Origin of the sequence: Holdemanella biformis DSM 3989, from assembly GCF_000156655.1 — a bacterium.
Taxonomy (GTDB): Bacteria; Bacillota_I; Bacilli_A; order Erysipelotrichales; family Erysipelotrichaceae; genus Holdemanella; species Holdemanella biformis.
Map to the genome: position 1 here is coordinate 445,161 of NZ_DS996841.1, position 19,866 is coordinate 465,026.

20 protein-coding genes and 2 pseudogenes are annotated in these 19,866 nt (G+C 40.9%); 1 reads left to right on the forward strand and 21 read right to left on the reverse strand.

Translation table 11 applies throughout. The annotated features are described in order from the left end of the window. Positions 1-283: 283 nt before the first annotated feature. The 21 genes and pseudogenes from EUBIFOR_RS03680 to EUBIFOR_RS12920 all read right to left on the reverse strand — a co-directional run bounded on the left by EUBIFOR_RS03680 (position 284) and on the right by EUBIFOR_RS12920 (position 19,160). Positions 284-1,795: a hypothetical protein gene (locus EUBIFOR_RS03680; protein WP_003864585.1), complete on the reverse strand. Its 1,512-nt coding sequence runs from the start codon at positions 1,793-1,795 to the stop codon at positions 284-286. A gap of 112 nt (positions 1,796-1,907) precedes the next feature. Then, positions 1,908-2,090: a DUF6440 family protein gene (locus tag EUBIFOR_RS03685; protein ID WP_003864586.1), complete on the reverse strand. Its 183-nt coding sequence runs from the start codon at positions 2,088-2,090 to the stop codon at positions 1,908-1,910. Positions 2,091-2,123: 33 nt separating this feature from the next. Beyond that, positions 2,124-2,417 (reverse strand): L-2-amino-thiazoline-4-carboxylic acid hydrolase, encoded by a 294-nt coding sequence (locus EUBIFOR_RS03690; protein WP_003864587.1) that lies wholly within the window; start codon positions 2,415-2,417, stop codon positions 2,124-2,126. Positions 2,418-2,532: 115 nt separating this feature from the next. Further along, positions 2,533-2,958, reverse strand: a complete 426-nt coding sequence (locus tag EUBIFOR_RS03695; protein ID WP_003864588.1) for an N-acetyltransferase — start codon at positions 2,956-2,958, stop codon at positions 2,533-2,535. Positions 2,959-3,473: 515 nt separating this feature from the next. Then, a complete protein-coding gene (locus EUBIFOR_RS03700) occupies positions 3,474-4,385 on the reverse strand; it encodes a reverse transcriptase domain-containing protein (RefSeq protein WP_003864590.1) in 912 nt (303 codons plus the stop codon). Positions 4,386-4,882: 497 nt separating this feature from the next. After that, complete coding sequence (locus EUBIFOR_RS03705) at positions 4,883-5,404, reverse strand: GNAT family N-acetyltransferase (protein ID WP_003864592.1); 522 nt, start codon at positions 5,402-5,404, stop codon at positions 4,883-4,885. A 346-nt stretch (positions 5,405-5,750) separates the two neighbouring features. Then, positions 5,751-5,957: a helix-turn-helix domain-containing protein gene (locus EUBIFOR_RS03710; RefSeq protein WP_003864593.1), complete on the reverse strand. Its 207-nt coding sequence runs from the start codon at positions 5,955-5,957 to the stop codon at positions 5,751-5,753. 146 nt (positions 5,958-6,103) lie between these two features. Next, positions 6,104-6,514 (reverse strand): single-stranded DNA-binding protein, encoded by a 411-nt coding sequence (locus EUBIFOR_RS03715; protein ID WP_003864594.1) that lies wholly within the window; start codon positions 6,512-6,514, stop codon positions 6,104-6,106. A 23-nt stretch (positions 6,515-6,537) separates the two neighbouring features. Beyond that, positions 6,538-6,837, reverse strand: coding sequence for a hypothetical protein (locus EUBIFOR_RS03720; protein ID WP_015543455.1), 300 nt, complete (start codon positions 6,835-6,837; stop codon positions 6,538-6,540). A 696-nt stretch (positions 6,838-7,533) separates the two neighbouring features. Beyond that, complete coding sequence (locus EUBIFOR_RS03725) at positions 7,534-8,388, reverse strand: substrate-binding domain-containing protein (protein ID WP_015543454.1); 855 nt, start codon at positions 8,386-8,388, stop codon at positions 7,534-7,536. Between the two features lies 1 nt (position 8,389). Then, entirely contained in the window at positions 8,390-10,108 is a 1,719-nt protein-coding gene (locus EUBIFOR_RS03730) for a Na/Pi cotransporter family protein (RefSeq protein WP_003864599.1), read from the reverse strand. A 172-nt stretch (positions 10,109-10,280) separates the two neighbouring features. Beyond that, complete coding sequence (locus EUBIFOR_RS03735; RefSeq protein WP_003864600.1) at positions 10,281-11,063, reverse strand: EAL domain-containing protein; 783 nt, start codon at positions 11,061-11,063, stop codon at positions 10,281-10,283. A 258-nt stretch (positions 11,064-11,321) separates the two neighbouring features. Further along, positions 11,322-11,603, reverse strand: a complete 282-nt coding sequence (locus EUBIFOR_RS03740; protein ID WP_003864601.1) for a hypothetical protein — start codon at positions 11,601-11,603, stop codon at positions 11,322-11,324. A 14-nt stretch (positions 11,604-11,617) separates the two neighbouring features. After that, complete coding sequence (locus EUBIFOR_RS03745; RefSeq protein ID WP_015543451.1) at positions 11,618-11,965, reverse strand: TnpV protein; 348 nt, start codon at positions 11,963-11,965, stop codon at positions 11,618-11,620. Positions 11,966-13,405: 1,440 nt separating this feature from the next. Then, positions 13,406-13,537: a Maff2 family mobile element protein gene (locus EUBIFOR_RS12380; protein ID WP_003864605.1), complete on the reverse strand. Its 132-nt coding sequence runs from the start codon at positions 13,535-13,537 to the stop codon at positions 13,406-13,408. 127 nt (positions 13,538-13,664) lie between these two features. After that, positions 13,665-14,840: pseudogene (locus tag EUBIFOR_RS03755) on the reverse strand (VirD4-like conjugal transfer protein, CD1115 family); the annotation flags it as partial. Positions 14,841-14,984: 144 nt separating this feature from the next. Beyond that, entirely contained in the window at positions 14,985-16,856 is a 1,872-nt protein-coding gene (ltrA, locus tag EUBIFOR_RS03760) for a group II intron reverse transcriptase/maturase (RefSeq protein ID WP_003864607.1), read from the reverse strand. Between the two features lie 687 nt (positions 16,857-17,543). Continuing rightward, positions 17,544-18,185: pseudogene (locus EUBIFOR_RS03770) on the reverse strand (type IV secretory system conjugative DNA transfer family protein); the annotation flags it as partial. Continuing rightward, positions 18,185-18,748, reverse strand: coding sequence for a PcfB family protein (locus tag EUBIFOR_RS03775; RefSeq protein ID WP_003864610.1), 564 nt, complete (start codon positions 18,746-18,748; stop codon positions 18,185-18,187). The gene EUBIFOR_RS03775 and the pseudogene EUBIFOR_RS03770, both read right to left, overlap by 1 nt. Then, the gene (locus EUBIFOR_RS03780; RefSeq protein ID WP_003864611.1) at positions 18,749-19,027 is read right to left on the reverse strand and encodes a hypothetical protein; all 279 of its coding nucleotides are present in this window, start codon (positions 19,025-19,027) and stop codon (positions 18,749-18,751) included. Continuing rightward, complete coding sequence (locus EUBIFOR_RS12920; RefSeq protein ID WP_167528766.1) at positions 19,014-19,160, reverse strand: hypothetical protein; 147 nt, start codon at positions 19,158-19,160, stop codon at positions 19,014-19,016. The genes EUBIFOR_RS03780 and EUBIFOR_RS12920 overlap by 14 nt, the downstream gene beginning before the upstream one ends. A gap of 106 nt (positions 19,161-19,266) precedes the next feature. Here EUBIFOR_RS12920 and EUBIFOR_RS12385 point away from each other — a divergent pair. After that, positions 19,267-19,866: IS91 family transposase (locus tag EUBIFOR_RS12385; RefSeq protein ID WP_147587361.1), on the forward strand; the 600-nt coding region annotated here is incomplete at its 3' end.

The window sequence follows — 19,866 nt, forward strand, 5'->3', positions numbered from 1 at the left end:
TTGTTGATTACCAAGGCATATTTCCAAATCGACTAATAAAAGTTACTGTTAGTCCGGTTTTATCAATCATTGCAAGTTTTACGATTGCGCCTGTACTGTTTGCTTTCCTCCGTCGACATTCAAATCTGTTGCCGTGGCACCTGGATCAGCGCAGTTCACCTCTTATGTCTTGGAGTCCTTTTGCATACTTCCAAAAGAACCCAGTCCGCTTGAAACATTTACGATAATAGTTTTATTTTTTCTCTCATTGTCATACAATGCACCTACTTCCCCAGAATTTATTTTACCACGTATTCTTCTGTTCGTCTGTCACCTGCATCGTATCTGCATTTACCAGATAAAAATCTACCAATTCGGTCTCGTAATTGCCATCCGGATATACTTTTTCTAACACCAGTTCTTCGCAGGAATTACCATCTGCATCTGTCTTGGAACCATTATCGTACAGACAGTATCTCACATTTACCGTATTACCGTTCTTTGTTTCCTGCGTTTCGCTGACGACAGCATAGACTTCTCCCTTTGCATTCGCCGTGTAACTGAACGCCATATTTTGAAGTGTATTCTGCTCCTGAAGGTAATTATAAACTGCCAGCATTGCATTTTGAATTGTCAGACCATCATGCTGCCCTTCTGTCTCGTAATCTTCTATGGTATTTCCACTCTGAATATCCTCTGAATCTGTTGAATTCTCTGTATCCAAATCCGGTAATTCTGTAGTATCCTCTTCTTGATTATCTTCTTCATCTATTGTATCCGAAGACCACCACAGACCATCCATACTCTGCATAACAAATGGATTATTGGTTCTGTATCTCCGTTCACCACCATAATCTTCCTGCACAGTTATATACGTATATTTGCTGTCACAACCAGTCACCGTTTCTGTTCCATCCATTCCGAACACTACACTCAGACCACTCATTCCAATAATCAAAAGTGCAAATATCGCAGCAGCTCCATAGACAATTATCAATGCCACTTTGTTTTTACCGAATTGTATGGATAATGCCTGGCAATTGTGTCTGTATAAACTCACGATCCCCCAGATCAAAAGAACCGCCAGACTGATTGTAATAACAGTAATCGATATTTCTGCGAAACGATATCTCACTTCATATCCCATATCACGTTTTATACCATACCACAATCCATAGAAGAAGGTACTATACGCAAGAACCAAAGTAATGATACTGATCCGTATCGGATGCTCTTTTTTATCCGGCACTGCCTTCTTCAGTGCCTCTGCCATCTGCGCTGCCGCTCTCTGCTCTATCCACATAGCAAGCTCTGCTTTTGACGGATATGTGCATTTAGTATCCGGAATCCCTGCGTAACACATCTGGCTCTCTTGAATCCCTGTCGCATCTCCTGCTGCCATTGCTGTAACCACTTTCAGGTAATAATACAACTTCAACTGTGCTGGATTGAATTTATCTATACGAATATCTGCCAGCTCCTGTGCAGCCCGTTCATAATTGTTAAGGAGTACACTCATCCGTGCCATAACCAAAAGCATCTGATTCGCTACAGCAGGGTAACGGTGATATTGCTTCTCATATAAATACCGTGCATACTCATGTCGTTCTTCCGGTGTTAACCGATAGGACTTCTTTCTATTCTGTGCCAGCATCGCAATTCGCAGACCATAAGCCAATTCCAAAATTGCAATCAGCTGGCAGATAAATGCACCAAATCCCCAGATATCCGTTGTATACCGCACATAGGTCACCAACACAATGCCTAGCATTGCCGGAATCACGATCAACCATTTTGTCCAACCTGATCTTCTCATAAAAATCTCCTGAATTGTTTTTCTGAATATAGTATATTACCGCACACACCAATCGACCATATACATATTGTGACGATGCTGTTACTTACCATAACAGTTGCTGTTTCTAAGGTCATCTATTTATAGCCTGAGAAATAACTGGTTTCCCATCTCTGTCCAACAATGGAGTCAGTCCACCTGAATACCCACATGCATGATATAAATAATTCACACCAGTTTCCTTATCCACCCATATCTCAGTAGTAGTTAATGCTCCCTGAGAATATATTTTTTCAAATCTCTCTTCTTTCGCCATTTTCAATTTCCTCCCATAATCAATTTTTCGGTTTTATAAAAAATGTTTCTCTGTTACTTTCTCGATTGTATCATGACATACAGTTCCATCTTCGGCAATCGTCGATTTTCTGATAAATCTCGAATGATGCTTTAATACTCCATAAGCATACCAGTCATGGTTGCAAAATACTTTGCAGAACTCTGCATAGCCATGTTCCTTACAGGTATCGAAATACAGACACCTGCTGATTTCATAAGTAAATCCACTATCATCATCCTGCAAAATTTCTGTCTCCCAACATACCTTTTTTTCGCCCTCCAGATCATCTACCAGAGACTGTCTCACAATCTTATAGCCATTCGGCAATAAATCGACATGCTTTTTTCTCTTTTTCCGTTACCATATTTTCTCCCAACTTGCACACTAAGTCATAATTTTCCAAACACTAAAACTTGAATTTCTATTTCTGCTGCCATGCCATTACATAGTCTTTTTCTCCAGTAGCTTCATCCAAACCGCTATACTGAATCTCAAATCCTTCTCTTTGATAAAAGGATATTGCCCGTGTATTTTTTTGATATACATTTAAGATTAATTTGTTTCTTTTTCCCTTTACATAGTTTAGCAAAATTTTACCTATACCTTGAGATTGCATTTCGGCAGAAACAAAAATACCTTCAATGTATTCGTTACTTAACCCTATAAAACCCTGTATTTCCTGTTTATCCTCGTAAACATAGACAGTTGCCTGTAATAGAAGTTCTTTTACTAACTCAAAATTACTTTTCCAATATTGAGCAGAGATAAAATAATGTGTCTTTATATTTGTATCTAACCATATTTCTGCAACTTTATTTATATCCACTTTCCGTAATTCTCTAATCATAACGGTGATGCTCCTCAAACTCCGATTTTCTCAATTTTTCAGTCGAGTAGACTAAGACCTCTCAATCTTAGCCCCTCACAGATCCGTACGTGCGGCTTTCCCGCATACGGCTCCTCATAGTAACATTCGCTTCAATATAAACAATAGTACGTTTTAGGTTTTGCTAACGGGTAATACTTGAGCATTTCCACAAATCCATTCCATGTGTATGCCCGTCTACAACCTCTCCGATTCATGGCTTTGAATAGAAACTGTTGTACTCTATGCAGGAATGTTGTTATCTTCCGAAAATTCCATGTAACACCATAATACCGATAGTGTCCAATTAGTTTTACGTTCAACTCTTTAATTATTTCTCGCATTGGTCGATTTCGATTATCGTAAATCCAGTTCTTGTATGCTCTAACCTTTTGCTCTAACTTCTTTCTTGAAGTCTGTACCTTTGGCACGAAACCTCCCTTTCGAGTTTTGCTACAATAGAAGGTAAACCCCAGAAAATCAAATGTTTCAGGTTTTCATTCTCCTCTTGCTCTACGATTCTGCTCTGCAAATCTCCCAAATTCAATTAGTCTGCTTTTACTACTTTCCAGCTCCAGTCCAAACTTTTCCATTCGTTCCTTTAACTCTTTATAGTATCTTTCAGCTTCTGACTTATATTGAAATCCTGCAACAAAATCATCCGCAAAGTTGACGAGAAAACACTCTCCCTGCATTTCCCTTTGCACCACCAGCTTAAACCACAGCGTCAGCACATGATGCATGTATATATTTGCAAGCATCGGACTCATTGCTGAGCCTTGTGCCGAACCTTCCTCTGTTGGCTCGAATTTTCCTTGCTCCATTATTCCTGCTTTAAGGTATTTACGTATTAGCCACAATAAGTTCTTATCCTGTATATTCCATTCAAGGAACTTCATCATCCAATCATGGTCGATATGGTCAAAGAAACCTTTGATATCGGCATCTACGATATAGCTGATTTTTCCATAGCTTATCCGTTGGTATACTTCTTTTATTGCTTCGTGACACCCCCTATTCGGTCTGAATCCATACATGCAGTTTAGGAATCTCGGTTCATAAATAGCTCCCAGTATTTTCTTCACTGCCATTTGTACAATCTTATCTTCATAGGAAGCAATCCCTAATGGTCGTTTCTTTCCATTTCCTTTAGGTATATATACCCTCAGTGACGGAAGTGGCTTAAAGGATTTGTTTTTCAACCTCTGTACCAGTTCCTTGATATTTCTATCAAGGTTCTTCCCATACTCATCCTTAGTTACCTTGTCAATTCCGACTGCTTTGTTCCCATCTAATTCCTTATGGCATTGCTTTAGCATATCTTCATTTATCAAGTGGTACACTGATGTAAATATAGGATGTTTTGATGTTGCTGATATCTCAGCTATTCTTACTAATTTCGTTTCCATTATTTCCTCCGTCCCTGAGTACGGATAATGTGTCCTCAGTAAGACCTTTACTATGCAATCCCCTTCCCTCCATCGGCATTGCCCGATTTCTACAGTACTATGGGATTGTCCGACCACCTACCATTCATTTGAAATACTCCGTTTTCAGTTGCAATTTCATACTCTTCTTCGAGAAATGGCAGGTTCTCCCCAGTTGATGTGTATTCACAATGTAAAACATGATTGGTTCTCTGACTCCGCAGTGCCACATAACACTCGCCATATCGCATTACATGATATTGTCTTCCGCACCAGTTAAGACGTCGACCGACTGAAGTTAACGTTTCGAAGCTCAATCACTATTCAACCCTGCTTTCTTGCTGTCTACGCTTGTCAGATGCCGTTACCGGCATCATCCCAAGACTCGCTATTATCTGGTTGGCTAAACCTTGGATAAACCGGAATCCCACCGGCTTGACTACACACCCTTAGCTGGGCGCACAACTGGAATTTACGAACTACAATATCTTTTCGAGAAAAAGATGGTTTTTGTGTGCAATTACATCTCCAACTTTTTTAGAAGCACTAGCAATTATTTCAAATCCATTTTTTTGATACAAAGATAGCGCAGGAATATTTTGACTTCCTGTATCCAAACGTAGTGCCCTGCAACTATTTTTTTGTGCTAATTCTGTAGCGAATTTTATTAGTGATGATGCAATTCCTTTACCAGACATACTCGGACGTACCATTAAAAGGTGAATTACCATTACCTCATCTTCAGATAATTTTTCTTTCCAAGGAATAGTTGCATATTCTATTGGTTGAACTTTATCAATAATGATACTTCCAACAATTGTTCCGTTTTCTTCATATACAAACAAAGCACCAGCATAAATAGCCCGTTCTGCATCATCTTTCGTTGGATAAACCCCTTTCTTAAATACAGTAAAGGCTGTATGATTCAGTTCATACTGGAAATGCTCATTGTAAGTATCTTCAATCGAATTAACATCTTTTAGTATTGCTTTTCTAATCATAAAATCTCTCCACAAATTTTGATTTCACACTTTCTTTCCCCTTATATGTCTATATCTGAAATATTCAGTCACAAACTTTATCAGGGATAGGCATCTGTGCCGCAAGGGGATCTTCCCCTTGTACGAAATCTCTGATTTCGCTGTATTTCCCGGTTTGAGATTTCTTGAAATCGGGAACAGCACCGCAGGTCGCACGATACAGGCAGATGGAATTGCCTGTATAGAAGTGCGCTCTTAGCGTTGCTAAGAGATTTATGCCGTATCCGGCGTGTTATCTTTTTTCAATTTCTTTTTTCGACTTCTGAAGCATTCTTCCAGTTTTAATAATTTGACATGTCTGCTCTTGTTACTCATCATCTGTAAATTCCAGCATCTCATCAACGGTGCAGTCCAGCTTCTTGCAGATCTTCTCAATCGTCTCCATTGATACATACTGGTTTTTTCCCATCCTGGCAAGAATATTTCCACTGATCCCGGTGAGGTACTGCATCTCTATCCGCTTCATATTTTTATCTATGAGCATTTTCCATAATCTGTTATAACTTACGCCCATAAGCAACCTCCATATTTTTCATCTGAACATATTTTGATTATATCACGATTTCGTTAGGTTGAATACCTGTAATTTTTGATGTCTTCTGTAAAATGGAAAAGAGGATGCCCCGACAAAGGGCAACCTCTCCAACCATTTACTTCGGTTTAGTCGAATGGAACCTCACCTTCCGGTGCTTCCATAAATCCGTCCTTATCTGTTTTCGGTGTTTCCGATGAATCAGCTCCAACACCATTATCCTTGTTCTGGGCAAATTCATGTTCTTCCACGATCACATCTGTAGTATAAATTGTTTTCCCGTCCTTGTCCTTATAATTGCCAGTGCTGATACGACCGCCAATCACAATCCTCATTCCCTTGTGAAGATATTTCTGTGCAAACTCTGCACTCTTTCCGAATGTGACACAGGAAATAAAATCCGCTTCCTGTTCACCGTCACGTTTATATCTTCTGTTTACCGCCAGTGTATATCTTGCTACTGCCATATCATTATCTTTTCCGGCATATTTGATCTCCGGATTCTTTGTCAGTCTTCCCATTAAAACCACTTTATTCATAATCGTTACTGTCCTTTCCGCAGCTACGCTGCCATTGCATATTCTTCATCATCTGTTTCATCGTCCGGCATAAACATTGCACATGCTTCCGGTGGATTGGTATCATCCGGTGAAAATATTTTCCGGATCATTTCATACATGATCGGATACCGATATGCGATTTCTTCTCTTGCAAGGAATCTGCATACCCTGTAAAGATTCTTTTTCATTTCTTCATCTGTTGTAAGCATGGCAACCAGATGGATTCTCTCCCTTGTATAAATCAGATTCGGGCATCCAAACCAGTTAATCAACTGCATTTCTTTCATTTTCAGTTCTGTCATAAACTGCTCCTTTCCGGGCATTTTGCCCTGTAAACATTGTCATCAGTTTCATTCGTCCGGCGGTCTGGCGTGCGTTTCCCTGTCACCTGCAGCCGTCTCAGACTGCCTCTGCCTGCATCAGCAGGTCACTGACCATAAGGCTTCGGTCAGCCGCCCATCATCGGGAGTGTCATTATAATTTCGCTCGCTCTCAGAAAAAGAAAGGTCATGGCATAACTCCTGTTAGGCTTCCAGGGTGCACTTATCGGTTGTCAAGGTTCATCGAAGGAACATTCCAAAACGTCCTCTGATTACTAGAGTCAAATGACTTCGCAAGATGCAAAAGATTCGTGATATTTTTTTGCATTTTTATCATTTTTTCTTTTACTTTTGTTAGTCCCTTCACATACTCTGTACTGAGACAGGCAAAAGCGGACATCTTTGGGGTAAAATTTTTAAAATAATTGTTCCTCTACCTATAAAGCCTGGGAAGCGGTATTTACCAACCCCCTTTTGCAAGTTTTTTTCGCATAAATGAAATATTCCCTCACTAATAGCAAGTTTCAGAGGGCATTTGGACGGTACTTTTGCAGAAAAAATTATTTTTCCACTAATCACACGTGGGAATTTGAAGAATGTCAGATAATTTTGAAAAAATCCAAAAAAGAAGCACCGACCGTTATAGTCAGTGCTTGTAAGATATTATATTCGTTTTTCTCAGGAAAGATCATCCCAGTTTTTATATGTTCCATTGTACAGACCTGTAAGTTGTTTTATTGTAAGATTTTCCAGTGGATTTTCTTCATTTATCACAATAGCTATAGCATCTTTTCCAATGACTTTTGTTTCCAGAAGCTCTGCTTCATAATCCTTTAATTCTCTGGATGACATTGCGAAATCACACTCTCCACTTATCACCGCCGTAATCCCTCTTGAAGAATCTGTTGCTTTTACTTCTATTTCAGCATTTGGATTTTGTTTCTGATAGTCATCTGCCAGTGCTTTTACCATTGGTTCCATTGAAGTGGATCCTTCAATCAGAATCTTTCCTTCTGACTTGTCAGAAAGGAATGTTGTTGTACTGTCAGCCTGAATACAATATTGTTTCACAATATCCTGTCCTTTACTCTTTACATAAGTCAGGAAATCCTGTTCCACATCTGTCAGTTCTCCATTATAAGCCAGATAATAATCCCTGCAAAGAGGATAACTGTTATTGTCTATTGTTTTCTCAGAAGGAAGAACTCCGTTGATTTGAAGTATTTTTCCATTCGTATCTGTTGCGGAACTATATGCGACATAACCAACTGCGTTTTTATCTTCTTCCACCTTTTTCAGAACTTTCTCTGTAGAATCAACAACTATTCCTGTATCACTCTCAGGCAGTTTCAAAAGATTCTCAAATTCTGCTCTGGTTCCTGACCCTTCTTCTCGTGATACAGCTGTGACAGCTCCCATAGCAGACAGATCCGGCAATGGCTCTTCCTCGGTTCCACATGCTGTTATTCCCGTTGCCAGCATTATCATTATCAGCAGAAGTGCAGATTTTCGGATGTTTTTTTTCTTTACCATTTTATACTGCACCTCTTTCCATCATTGATTTTCCCGTCTCTTCATCAAGGTTTATAAAAGCCACATTATCACAGGCTTCTTCTGCAATGCTGACACAATTATCTGCCATACGGTCAAAATTATACATGATCCCAGAAAAATATCTTGTCATAGACGCATCACAAACCTCATTTTTTACACGGTTTAAATGTGCCTTACTGTATTTTTTCTCTGCTTTATGCATTTTTTTCTTATTTTCAAAAACTGTTTCAGCCACTACAGCATCACCCTTACGGATTGCCTCCATTGCTTTCTTTAAAAGCTGCTGGATAATATCAATGCAGTCTTCCATTTCTGAGGAGGCTTCACTGGTCAGTCTTTTTCCATTGTTATTTACTTTTTCACATATCTGGTCAATATCTTCACATCTGTCTGCAATCCTCTGAATACTATTGTTTACATACAGTAACCCTGCCGTCTGCTCAGACTGTTGTTCTGTAAGGTTTCCGCTTGCGAATAATCTGGTAATATATTCTGTCACACTGTCCTGTAACTGATGTACAATCTCCAGATTTTCTATAAACGAACCATGAGTTTTTGAGTCTCCATCTGCTACAATCGCCGTTTTTAAATCACTTAACAGAGATTCTGCCAGTTCTCCAAGTCGGTTCAGTTCCTTAGATACCAGAACCATAGCAGCCGCCGGCTGTTCAATCACTTTCATATCCAGATATTTGGGTTCAAAAGCTGCTTTCTCTGTTTTGTCATTTCCACGGATGATTGTTGTAACAATTTTTACCATCAGCGGAATCAGTGGCAGCCAGACCAGTGTACAGACGATATTAAACGTTGTATGTGCATTTGCAATCTGTCTTGAAATCACATCAATCTCATTTCCCTTTGGTGAAATAAACTGGACAAATTTTGCAAACCACGGAACCAGGAAAATAAAAACGCAGCTTCCACTGATATTAAAAATACTATGCGCAATTGCTGTACGTTTTGCATTTTTAGATTGTCCAATTGATGCAAGAAGTGCTGTGATCGTTGTACCTATATTATCTCCAAGAAGAATCGGAATCGCACCGGTAAGCCCTATTACACTGCTTACTCCGTCCGGTCCTGCCTGTGATGCAAAATTCTGCAGAACTGCAATCGTAGCTGAACTACTCTGCACAACCAATGTCATGACCGCTCCCAGTACAACACCAAGAACCGGAATGGATGAAACTTTTCCCATCAGATCAACAAAGACCGGACTTCCCGCCAAAGGTTTCATGACTTCACCCATGATTTCAATTCCTTCAAATAAAAGTCCGAATGAAAAAATTACCATACCGATATTTTTAACCTTTTCTTTTTTGCTAACAAAGTTCAGAATAAATCCAACAAAGATAATTGGATAAATATAATTGCTGATTTTAAATGCCATCAGCTGTGCCGTCATAGTGGTTCCTATGTTGGCACCAAAGATAACAGAAATTGCCTGCGGAAGACTCATAAGTCCCGCACTGACAAAACCGATAACCATAACTGTCGTCGCTGAACTGCTCTGCAATACAGCTGTTACAAGTGCTCCGGCAAGTGCTCCCATAATTGGATTTCTTGTAAGAAATCCAAGGATTTTTTTCATTCGTTCTCCTGCGGCTTTCTGAAGTGCATCACTCATGCTGTTCATTCCATAAAGGAACAAGGCAAGGCCACCGATCAGACCAAAAACCACTTTCACATTCTCGTTCATTTCTCTGTCCTCTCCTGTTATTATATAAGATCTACATTTTCCTATACAATTATAGAAGACAGAAATCAAATCTATGTGAGTGCTTGTGTAAAATAGGTGTAAAAATCAATGGAAATCTTTATAATGTTATAATTGACTTATTCATTTTTCACCTGCTGACATATAGTTTTCATTACGATTTATTATTCAGTCTACGTAATACCAACATCGCCTCATTCCTTACATTTTTGAACGTTCTGTCCGGTCTTCCAAGAAAATATCCTTGTCCGTAATGAACACCTAATCTACACAGACACTCCAACTCTGCTTCTGTTTCTATCCCTTCTGCAATCAGAATTGCTCCTGTCTCATTACAGTAATGCAACAGAAATTCCATCATAATTTCCTTTTTCTTATGTTTTTGAATATCTCTGACCAGTTCTATATCAACTTTTAAGTAGTTTGGCGATGTATTTACTACACGGTTCAGACCAGAATATCCAGCTCCAACATCATCCAAAGCTATTTCATATCCCTGATCTGCATAATGCTTCATAATCTGTTGCAGAATCTGATAGTTTTCTATATCCGACCGTTCCGTTATTTCAAATACAATGTCACAGGACGGTACTCCGGCTTTCGCAGCCTTACGGTTTGTAAATCCCTGTATGAACGATTTATCCTGAATGATATTACCATCTACATTAAGAAATAATTTTGCATGTTCTGGTTTATTCGCCGCTGCCTTCAATGCTTTATTTCTGCACAATTTTTCCAATTTCCAAACACAGCCTACCTGTTCAGCAATCACAAACAAATCTGAAATCATAAGAGTCGTATCATGCCTGTCGATACGACTAAGAGCTTCATATCCTGCCACATCTCCAGTCTGTAAATTTACAATCGGCTGAAATACCGGATATATAGCCTTTCTTTCTAATATTTTATAAAATTCATCTGCATTTTTTACTTTCATTATTTCTTCTCTGCCTCTGTGAATACATTTTCTGTAACCCTATCAACCCACTATATGATATCATCACTTTTTCATCCTTCAATCAGATTTAAGTAAAATCATAGTAAATTTTCACCATTGTTCAGCCAGACCAATTCTTATATAACACAAAGCAAATACGTACTACCACCTGTTTTTTATTATGAAAACTATATTAAATGAGGCTCTTACTGTCTATACAATAAAAGCCTCGTTATATATAGTCTATGTTCTGATTATTCAGATCTTACTGTCTTTTTCACACACCAGTCTTTCATAATCCAGAAATCCCCGGATATACATTTCTTTTGCCACAATTCCCTCCATTGCATTTTTCGCTGAAATAATCCTGTCCAGTGTCTGCCACATCTCCTGTCCGCCATCTCTGAGGACCGGTTCCAGTATTTCTATGTAATGATGAATTTCTGCTTCCAGAGTGAACATCTCCGGGTCAGATTCAAGAAATCTTTCCAGCTCCCGCTGGTATTCTTCATAATAACTTTCAATCAGTTCTCTTCTCATATCTAGAATCCCCCTTATACATAAATCAGTTCCTGCTTGATGATCTCAGCAGCCCGGTTGCGGATATTGTTACAGTGGCATAGCCATTCCATAGGATTCTGTCTCTTCAGTTCCTCGGAAACTCCCTCCGCACTTCGCATCTGAGTTTCGATCAATTCAAAGCGTTCCTGTGCCTGTTCATTCAGATCTGCCAAATAACTGTCCAGCCTGGCGGTCAGAAGAAGATATGTATAAGTTCCAGATTTATGTTCTTTCAGATATTCCTTCCGAAGCATTCCCCATAAGCCAATCGGTCTGGTTTCCTCCGGGTAGTAAAGATTCGGTAAATAATAGTCTCCCACTTTTGTGTATTCGATTTTCATGGTGTCTCCTTTCGCTTTGCATGAAATTGTCATGTTATCTGCGTAGGATGTGCATTTTCTCTTTAAAATCTTTTCACATAGAAGACATTAAGTGCTTAATTCCCTGACTTTTTGCGCCAGATAGCGATAGGTAATCCTTTGAAATTATCGCTGGATTTTCCCCCGCTCCACACCGTGCATGAGAGTTTCCCCTCACACGGCGTTCCATCGAGTTTAAAATTTTTTTGTTTCAAATAAAACGTACACTCTTCGTTACTACAAGCATTTTATTTTAAACAAACTCTATAAAATACGCGTATTTTCCTCATAGGTACTGTTTTTAAACGCACTTTTCCAGACCTTCTTTTCATAGAAAGCCCAGGATTCCTTTATGGTTTTAAAATTTATACTGTTTCTTTTACTGCAAACAAGTGTTACCCTGTTTTTCAGGGCTGTATTTTATGATGTAGCTTATTGATATTGTATACAATCACAATGGTACTCCTTTGCACTGCAACATTTTCTTTTACACAATACATATATCTTCGGAATTCTATTTCTTGTTTTTAAGAAACCTAGAAACACTCTGCCCGTATACTTCAGTTTTATTCTCAACCGGATTCCATAGCTAGTGGTTATCCGTTTGAAATCTTCTTGATGGATTATCTACTGAAATAATTTCTATATCCAACAGAAGTTTTATTTGATAATACAGGCTAGATGCAGTATAATTTTTCTGTAATTTAATGTGTTTGGCCATACATTAATTTTACGCTAGGAGCCCGGCTTTTCGAAGTCGGGCTTTTAAGTTTATGAAAATTTCTTTCTAAACTCGACTTGGGGCCATCCCTCCATGGCTTGTTATCACCGCTTCATCGGTACTATGCCCCTACTCTCACTGGGATTAAGTACGGTTATACCAGTCTTATCCGGCTTTCCCGTCCAACGAACCTACAACAGCTTGTTTTTATACGTTCCCAGCTTTCCACGTTCCGACAATCCTATCATGAGATACTTTTAGGTGCTTCCTCTAAGCCTGTGCCCAGTTCTAAGAACTTTATCGCCTGTAACGATATGTGGACGTTCATAACAACCACTCTTACTAATCCACGAGCACCCCAATTAAATGGGGAAATGCCTTTCGACAAATCCAAATGTTTAGACCCGTACATTCAGAAGTTCGTCAGTATTTTTATACATTCTCACCATGAGTATCTGACACCCGGTATATAGGTAACACCGTCCACCTCTGGACAGGTTTCGTGCGGATTGATCCACTTACGGTTACTCTCTACCGACTTCACCGAGCTTTTGACAGTCGGATAGTTGTATATCCGATGCCAATCGGAGTATCAGTGTGGGCGTTTCTGGTCGTTACTCCTTCATTCCACCCATCAGATTGTCAGTTCTCCTAAGATTACAGGCTATCAAGCCCTTCAACCTAGTGCTTAACCTTTTCAATTAAGAACGTGTCGCACGATTGTCATTACCATAACCTTCCATCAGATTGATCACTCCCCATACACCAAGGCCTGCACCAATGGCAACGACCAGTGTCTGAAGGATATTGATAGCACTACTGAAAAATCCCATTTTGTTTTCTGAACAAACGCTTTTCTTATGGTCTGTAAGCGTTTGGCTCTCTCCTTTCCCATTTATTCAGACCTTTTGATACACCACTGTCTGGTACAGGGTGCGCGAATTTTTACTTTCATAAGTTTTAATCCTCTCTTTCTTCGGCTTCAACAGCCGCTATCTCTTCTTCTGTTACATTGCATTCATATAATTCAAACTCTGCATCTCTTGGAAGTACCAGCCGATGCTCCAGATATTTTTCAACATCAAAGGCATTTCTCTTGTCATAATCGGCAAGTTCCTTGTAGCGTTTATGCTTGGTGATATCATACTTATTGCTAAGGAACGGCCGCACTCCACGGAGCTGCAGGATACATTTATCACCATCCATGACCGCCAGCTCATCTCTACTCATCAGTTCTTTTCCAGTCTTTTGATAGTTCAGCCCATAGGATCGGTTGCTGCCTCTGGTGTCTGATGTGTTGTAAAGATCAATGGTTTCCTTTCCCAAAGTTTCTGATATTTCTTTCAGTGTGGAACTTTCCTTTCCACCCAGGAAAAGAACGGTGTCACAGTTACCCGTGATCGTCTCAGCCGCATCCTTATAGATGGTTTTCAGCTGAGATTGTGACTGCAGAATGATAGAAGCGGAGATTTCCCTGCTTCGGATCGTAGCAATCAATTTGTCGAATTTTGGGATCTGTCCGATATTGCTGAACTCATCAAGAAGCAGTCGTACATGATAGGGAAGCCTACCTCCATGCTCATCATCCGCCTTATCACAAAGCAAGTTAAAGAGCTGAGTGTACATGATCGCTACCACAAAGTTGAATGTGTCATCGGTATCACTGATGATGACAAACATGGCTGTTCTCTGATCGCCGATCATATCCAGTTCCATTTCGTCATACGACATGATTTCTCTTAGCTCCTGAATATCAAACGGTGCTAGTCTGGCACCACAGGAAATCAAAATCGATTTTGCAGTTTTGCCGGCAGCAAGCTTGTACTTGCGATATTGCCTTACTGCAAAGTGTTCCGGATTTTCTGCTTCCAGTTCTTCAAACAATTCATCCACCGCATTTTTAAATTCTTCATCATCCTCCCTGGTCTCACTGGCATTGATAAATTCCAGCAAAGTAGAAAAGTTCTGTTCTTCCTCTGGTGCCTCATACCAGATGTATCCGATCAGTGCAGAATACAAAAGACGTTCGGCCTTCACCCAGAAATCTTCCGTTGATTTTTCGCCTTCACCCTTGGTATTTGCGATAATGGTATTGACCAGCTTCAAGATGTCTTTTTCACTCCGGATATAATGGAACGATAGTGATAGGTAACCCTTTGAAATTATCTCCGGGTTTTCCCCCACTTCACACCGGACATGCGACTTTCACCGCATCCGGCGTTCCATCAAGCATAGTTTCAGCAGTGATACACAATCACTCTTTCACATTGGCTAAGTTTGCTACTTTGCTGCCAATAGCGGCAGTCCTGCGGTAGCACGCAGTTTGTTCACTTTGGTAATAACTTTGGCATTCAGAGAGTATTCCTTCACCAACGCCACTACAGACATCATGTCTTCCGAGCTGACTATTGCCAATCCCTGCAAAGAAAGAAGCAACAGGTTCTGGTAGCTGTCATTGCCCTTCTTACAATTGTTTGTTTTCCTGTAACAGATACAGGTTTGAACATCCAGTTTCTTCCCGGTGATTGCACATTTACCGTCTTGCCCTGCATAGAGGGAGACCCGGTTGTCGTTGTATCTCACTGATTCGGTCGGTATCGGATGCCTCATCAGCCAGAGCATTGAATTTACGTCAATCCTGAGATTATCGTGTATCTCTGCTCTACCTTCGGGCGTATACGGATTGATTTTTCGGCTTTTCCTCATTGGAATCTTGAATTGCACGTAGGCTAATGGAACCAGTGGCGTTTCTCCAATCCATCGCATTTGCTTCGATTTTCCGTATCGTTTCCTCAGATATCTGTTTTTGATCTCGCCCTGCTTCTTGATTCCGTCAATACGATGGAGAAGCTGTCCATTGATTGGACGGGCGATATCGCTGAAATTCAAGTTGACCCTTGTCGCAATGCAGTAATAGTCCTGCACTCCGATAACCTTGGCATTATAGTCCCCCACATTCAGGCTTATTTCTTCAGCCGTCTTACTGCTTTGTATTGCCTTGACACTATCAGCCATTTCCTTGCTGATTCTGTGTATGGCTTTATCGCAGACATTTGAAGTTATCACCCACGAGTTACTTTTGCGCCGCAGTTTTATGCGAAAACCCAGAAACTCACTGTCACGTTTCCTGAGATTAGTCACTTTTGACTTTTCATCAGACACTTCCAGTTTTAGCCGTTTCCATAGCCAGTCTTTGACTGCATAATAGGTTTTCTCTGCATCCTCTTTGGTTCTGCAAAATATCTTGAAATCATCCGCATAACGGACAATCCGCATCTCCTTGAGGTTGCTTTTCTTCAAGGCTGTATAGCTGTTGCACTTTTTCTCTGCGCCGTTGGGATAGTAGGTCACTTTACACGGATGTTTCATGTGCCTCACCATTTCATCCCACTGAGAGGCAATCCACCAGTCCAGTTCATTGAGGACAATGTTTGCCAGCAATGGTGAAAGGATACCACCTTGCGGCGTTCCCTTGGATGGGAGGACGTTTTCTCCATCAGGCATTTCGATTGGCGCTTTCAGCATGGCCTTGATGATCTGAATCAACTTGGTGTCCCGTATACCTAAAGTCCAGATCTGTTTTAGCAGCTTTCTGTGGTCGACGTTATCGAAGAATCCTTTAACGTCCACATCTACTACATAGTGAAGCTTGTTCCTTTGGGCGAGTCCATACGCATAGGAAATCGCATTTTCTGCGCTCCGACACGGTCTGAACCCATAAGAGTGCTCATAGAACTTTGCTTCGCAGATTGGCTCCATGACCTGCAAAATACATTGCTGTACTATTCGGTCAATAATACACGGTATTCCCAGAGGCCTCATCTTTCCGTTTGGCTTTGGTATTTCTACTCTTTTTACTGCTTTTGGTTCATACCTCCTGAACTGTTTCTGGATGAGCTTTACAAACTTATCCTCTGGCATGACTGCCAATGATTCTATTGTCCGCCCATCCGTGCCTGCGGTATGACTGCCATCATTGCCTTTAATATTTCTGAATGCCAGCTTGATGTTGCTTGGGGCACTGATGATATCCATCAGGTGCCCAAAGACTTCACCACTTTTGCTGTCGGCATACAGACTGTCAAAGGTTTTCTGCATGTCATAGTATTCCGCATGGCGCAACTTGCTTTTCTTCTTAGCTTTTTGTGCCATGTACATCACCCCATTTCTATGAAACCGAGCGACAATTTCTTTTTCTTACTCGACTGCATGAATAGTGGTTGTGTACTGCTGACGTTTTGCCTGACTTGTGGCCATTCCTAACCGTCCTCTTTTTCGCAGACGATATCATCGGTTCGACCACTGCTTTTCAGCAGGAATTCATCCGCTTATTATTCTTCGCCGGATTATCCAGTAGACTTCCTGCCTTTCCTTGTTCCGATAATCCTATCTGTACATACATACCTTTAGGTGTTCCCTCTGGGCCTGACAGCTTGGACACGCCTGTAACGTGCCACGGCGTTTCGTAACAACCATTTCTACTAAACCGTACTGCCTGGGCTTTAACCCACACACCCATTTCTGAGTGTGGCACTTTTAGACCTTTACATTCGGGAGCTTCGTCAGACATCTCTGTCATTCTCACCATGGGTATCTTATAGATCCCCGGCATATAGGATGCACCGTCCACCTCTGGACAGCTTTCGTCAGCTTAACCTGTTACGGCATCTCTCTGCCGACTTTACCGGGCTTCACACAGAGTTTGGCCTCTGCATGCCGGAGTATCAGGGGAGGCGTTTCAGGGCGTTACCCCTTCATTCCACCTCTCGAATTATCAGTTCACAGGACTGATTGAAACAGCGCTGTGCGCCGCCTTTTCAGCGACGAACAAGTCGCACGATTGTAATGCATGGACTTTTTAAAGTTGATCGTATTTAATACCTTGATCCGGTATCCTCCATTTACCAGCATCTTCCCGCATTCGACGATGATCGTACCCTTCGGATCAGTGACCACATAGGATACGTGATCCGTCATCTGCATAAGGTTGGGCTTCACATAGAATCTTGTCTTACCGGATCCGGAACCACCGATGACGATCACATTCTTATTTCTGGCATACTTTGGTGCTTTTGGTCGGCTGTTCATGGTCAGACGTTCTGTTTCTGTGAGGATGACATTGTTTTCAAAGACCGGATCCATAAAGGGTTCGATGTCTTTTCTGTTTCCCCATCTTGCAGATCCATACTCCACACCTTGTCGGAACTTCTTTGCATTTTTAGAACGATAGTAGACCACCAGTTTTAATGCACCTGCAACCAGAACACCTACTGTAAGATCCTGCAAAGCGATACTTGGCAGCCAGCTTAAAAATGCCAATCGGAAATTGACTAACATCACGCCAAGTCTCTGGACCATGCTTTCTCCCAGGCAATGCCGGTACAGCCAGGATCCTTTATCTGCTACATAGAAGATAAAGAAATATGGGAGATTTAAGATCACCAGCCGTTTGACCTGGATCTTCTGTAATTTCTCCCGCATCATCGTTCCTGACCTCTGGATTTTTGTCTCTGCTTCACACGCTGGCGGTGCTTTGCTTTTCTTTCTACAGATTTCTGCAGTTTCTTTCTGACCGATGGTTTCTTCACCTGTTTCTTTTTCAGTTCTACTCCGGCATATTCCCGGAAAGCCGCTGTCATCACATCCACATCTTTAGCCTTAAAGAAGACCAGATATTTCGGTGGATCCGCACCGACTTCTTTTTTCAGGCTGTAATCAATCCCGTATTTTCTTGCCACACGGTCAAAGGATTTGATATTTTCATCTGTGATCTTTATGTTGGAAAGCTGTACTCCCTGTGCATTCAGCTGCTTGATGGTCTGCTTTCCATGTGGCTTTTTCTTTTCAATCTTTTTTCGGGCTTTTTCCCTTCCTTTCTCCTGGGCCCGTCCGGTCTTTTCAGCCATTTTCACCTGCGTTGCTTTCTGTTTCCTCCGGTTGTCCATTTCCAGGAACTTCCGAATGGCTGCTTTTAGCACACTGGCAGTAATCTTGACTCCCTGGATGCTCAGGCTGATCACTTTCTGATTTACTTCTTCCTGCAATTACCCACGTCCTTTCTTTCCTTTCATTTCAGAATGAAGACGGGCAATACAATATCCGATGCATGGAACATGTTTTCCATACGGACAGCCACCACATGGTGTTGTTTTTACTGCTTTTTTCTTTTCCGGAAGCAGATAGTGGCACTGTTTCAAGCTACAGCCTTTCTTTTTGCCTTCCCACCAGTAACAATACTTGCAGGACCATGGCTTTTCTTCGCTGTACTTTCTTCCCTCAATAGCTGCATTTGGTTCTATAATTAGATCTTTATTTGTCTTCATTCTGTTCTTCCTCTTTTCTCATGATTTCTGTCAGTTTTTTCTCTGCCTGACTTCCGGCAGCAATGAGACAATACAAAATTGTAAATATTGCCGCTGCTCCCAGAAGAGCAACAAAAATAATGATATTTCTCATGGTTTCTCCCATCTAAAAAAGTGTCTTCGACACTTCAACTCCCCTGCCCCTCAATCTTGAGGGGATAGGGGTTTCTTTTTTTCAACTTTTCATTCATAATAGGCTTATGAATATCTTACAAAGAATCTTTACTGACGACTATGAAGAAATTAAATATACACTTCATCCCAGATCTACTGAGATGGAAAATATCGATAAGATGATCAACTGTGGTGATCCATCTTTTGGCGGTGCCATGTACGGTTGTCCCCATTGCGGCAAGCTTAAATTTGTCCCATTCCGATGTCACAGCCGTTTTTGTCCTACCTGTGGAAACAAGTATTCTATGGCACGTACTACTTCTATGTCTTTTAAGCTTGTTAATGTCCAGCACCGCCACTGTGTTTTTACTATTGATGAAAATCTTCGTGACTTTTTTCTTGAAGACCGTACTCTGCTCGACTGCCTCTTTCACTCTGTTACCAGTGTCGTCTCTCGTATGTTCTTCAAAATGAACAAGTCTAAAAATTATACACCTGGTTTTATTATGGTACTACATACTTTTGGCAGGGATTTAAAATGGAATCCCCACATCCACTGTCTTATATCGGAAGGTGGTTACAGTGATGATGGATTCTGGCGTCCGGTCCATCACTTCAATTATACTTATCTGCGTAATGCTTTCCGCACAGCACTGCTTGATGAAATGGGACGCAGACTCGGATCC

What these genes read in the sequence shown, in the direction of transcription:
- ltrA (WP_003864607.1), bottom strand. Translation starts at nt 16,856, where the DNA reads ATGGCACAAAAAGCTAAGAAGAAAAGCAAGTTGCGCCATGCGGAATAC.
- EUBIFOR_RS03740 (WP_003864601.1), bottom strand. Translation starts at nt 11,603, where the DNA reads ATGAGAAGAGAACTGATTGAAAGTTATTATGAAGAATACCAGCGGGAG.
- EUBIFOR_RS03720 (WP_015543455.1), bottom strand. Translation starts at nt 6,837, where the DNA reads ATGACAGAACTGAAAATGAAAGAAATGCAGTTGATTAACTGGTTTGGA.
- EUBIFOR_RS03725 (WP_015543454.1), bottom strand. Translation starts at nt 8,388, where the DNA reads ATGGTAAAGAAAAAAAACATCCGAAAATCTGCACTTCTGCTGATAATG.
- EUBIFOR_RS03780 (WP_003864611.1), bottom strand. Translation starts at nt 19,027, where the DNA reads ATGAAGACAAATAAAGATCTAATTATAGAACCAAATGCAGCTATTGAG.
- EUBIFOR_RS03695 (WP_003864588.1), bottom strand. Translation starts at nt 2,958, where the DNA reads ATGATTAGAGAATTACGGAAAGTGGATATAAATAAAGTTGCAGAAATA.
- EUBIFOR_RS03685 (WP_003864586.1), bottom strand. Translation starts at nt 2,090, where the DNA reads ATGGCGAAAGAAGAGAGATTTGAAAAAATATATTCTCAGGGAGCATTA.
- EUBIFOR_RS03710 (WP_003864593.1), bottom strand. Translation starts at nt 5,957, where the DNA reads ATGGGCGTAAGTTATAACAGATTATGGAAAATGCTCATAGATAAAAAT.
- EUBIFOR_RS03680 (WP_003864585.1), bottom strand. Translation starts at nt 1,795, where the DNA reads ATGAGAAGATCAGGTTGGACAAAATGGTTGATCGTGATTCCGGCAATG.
- EUBIFOR_RS12920 (WP_167528766.1), bottom strand. Translation starts at nt 19,160, where the DNA reads ATGAGAAATATCATTATTTTTGTTGCTCTTCTGGGAGCAGCGGCAATA.
- EUBIFOR_RS03730 (WP_003864599.1), bottom strand. Translation starts at nt 10,108, where the DNA reads ATGAACGAGAATGTGAAAGTGGTTTTTGGTCTGATCGGTGGCCTTGCC.
- EUBIFOR_RS03735 (WP_003864600.1), bottom strand. Translation starts at nt 11,063, where the DNA reads ATGAAAGTAAAAAATGCAGATGAATTTTATAAAATATTAGAAAGAAAG.
- EUBIFOR_RS12380 (WP_003864605.1), bottom strand. Translation starts at nt 13,537, where the DNA reads ATGGGATTTTTCAGTAGTGCTATCAATATCCTTCAGACACTGGTCGTT.
- EUBIFOR_RS03715 (WP_003864594.1), bottom strand. Translation starts at nt 6,514, where the DNA reads ATGAATAAAGTGGTTTTAATGGGAAGACTGACAAAGAATCCGGAGATC.
- EUBIFOR_RS03705 (WP_003864592.1), bottom strand. Translation starts at nt 5,404, where the DNA reads ATGATTAGAAAAGCAATACTAAAAGATGTTAATTCGATTGAAGATACT.
- EUBIFOR_RS03700 (WP_003864590.1), bottom strand. Translation starts at nt 4,385, where the DNA reads ATGGAAACGAAATTAGTAAGAATAGCTGAGATATCAGCAACATCAAAA.
- EUBIFOR_RS03745 (WP_015543451.1), bottom strand. Translation starts at nt 11,965, where the DNA reads ATGAAAATCGAATACACAAAAGTGGGAGACTATTATTTACCGAATCTT.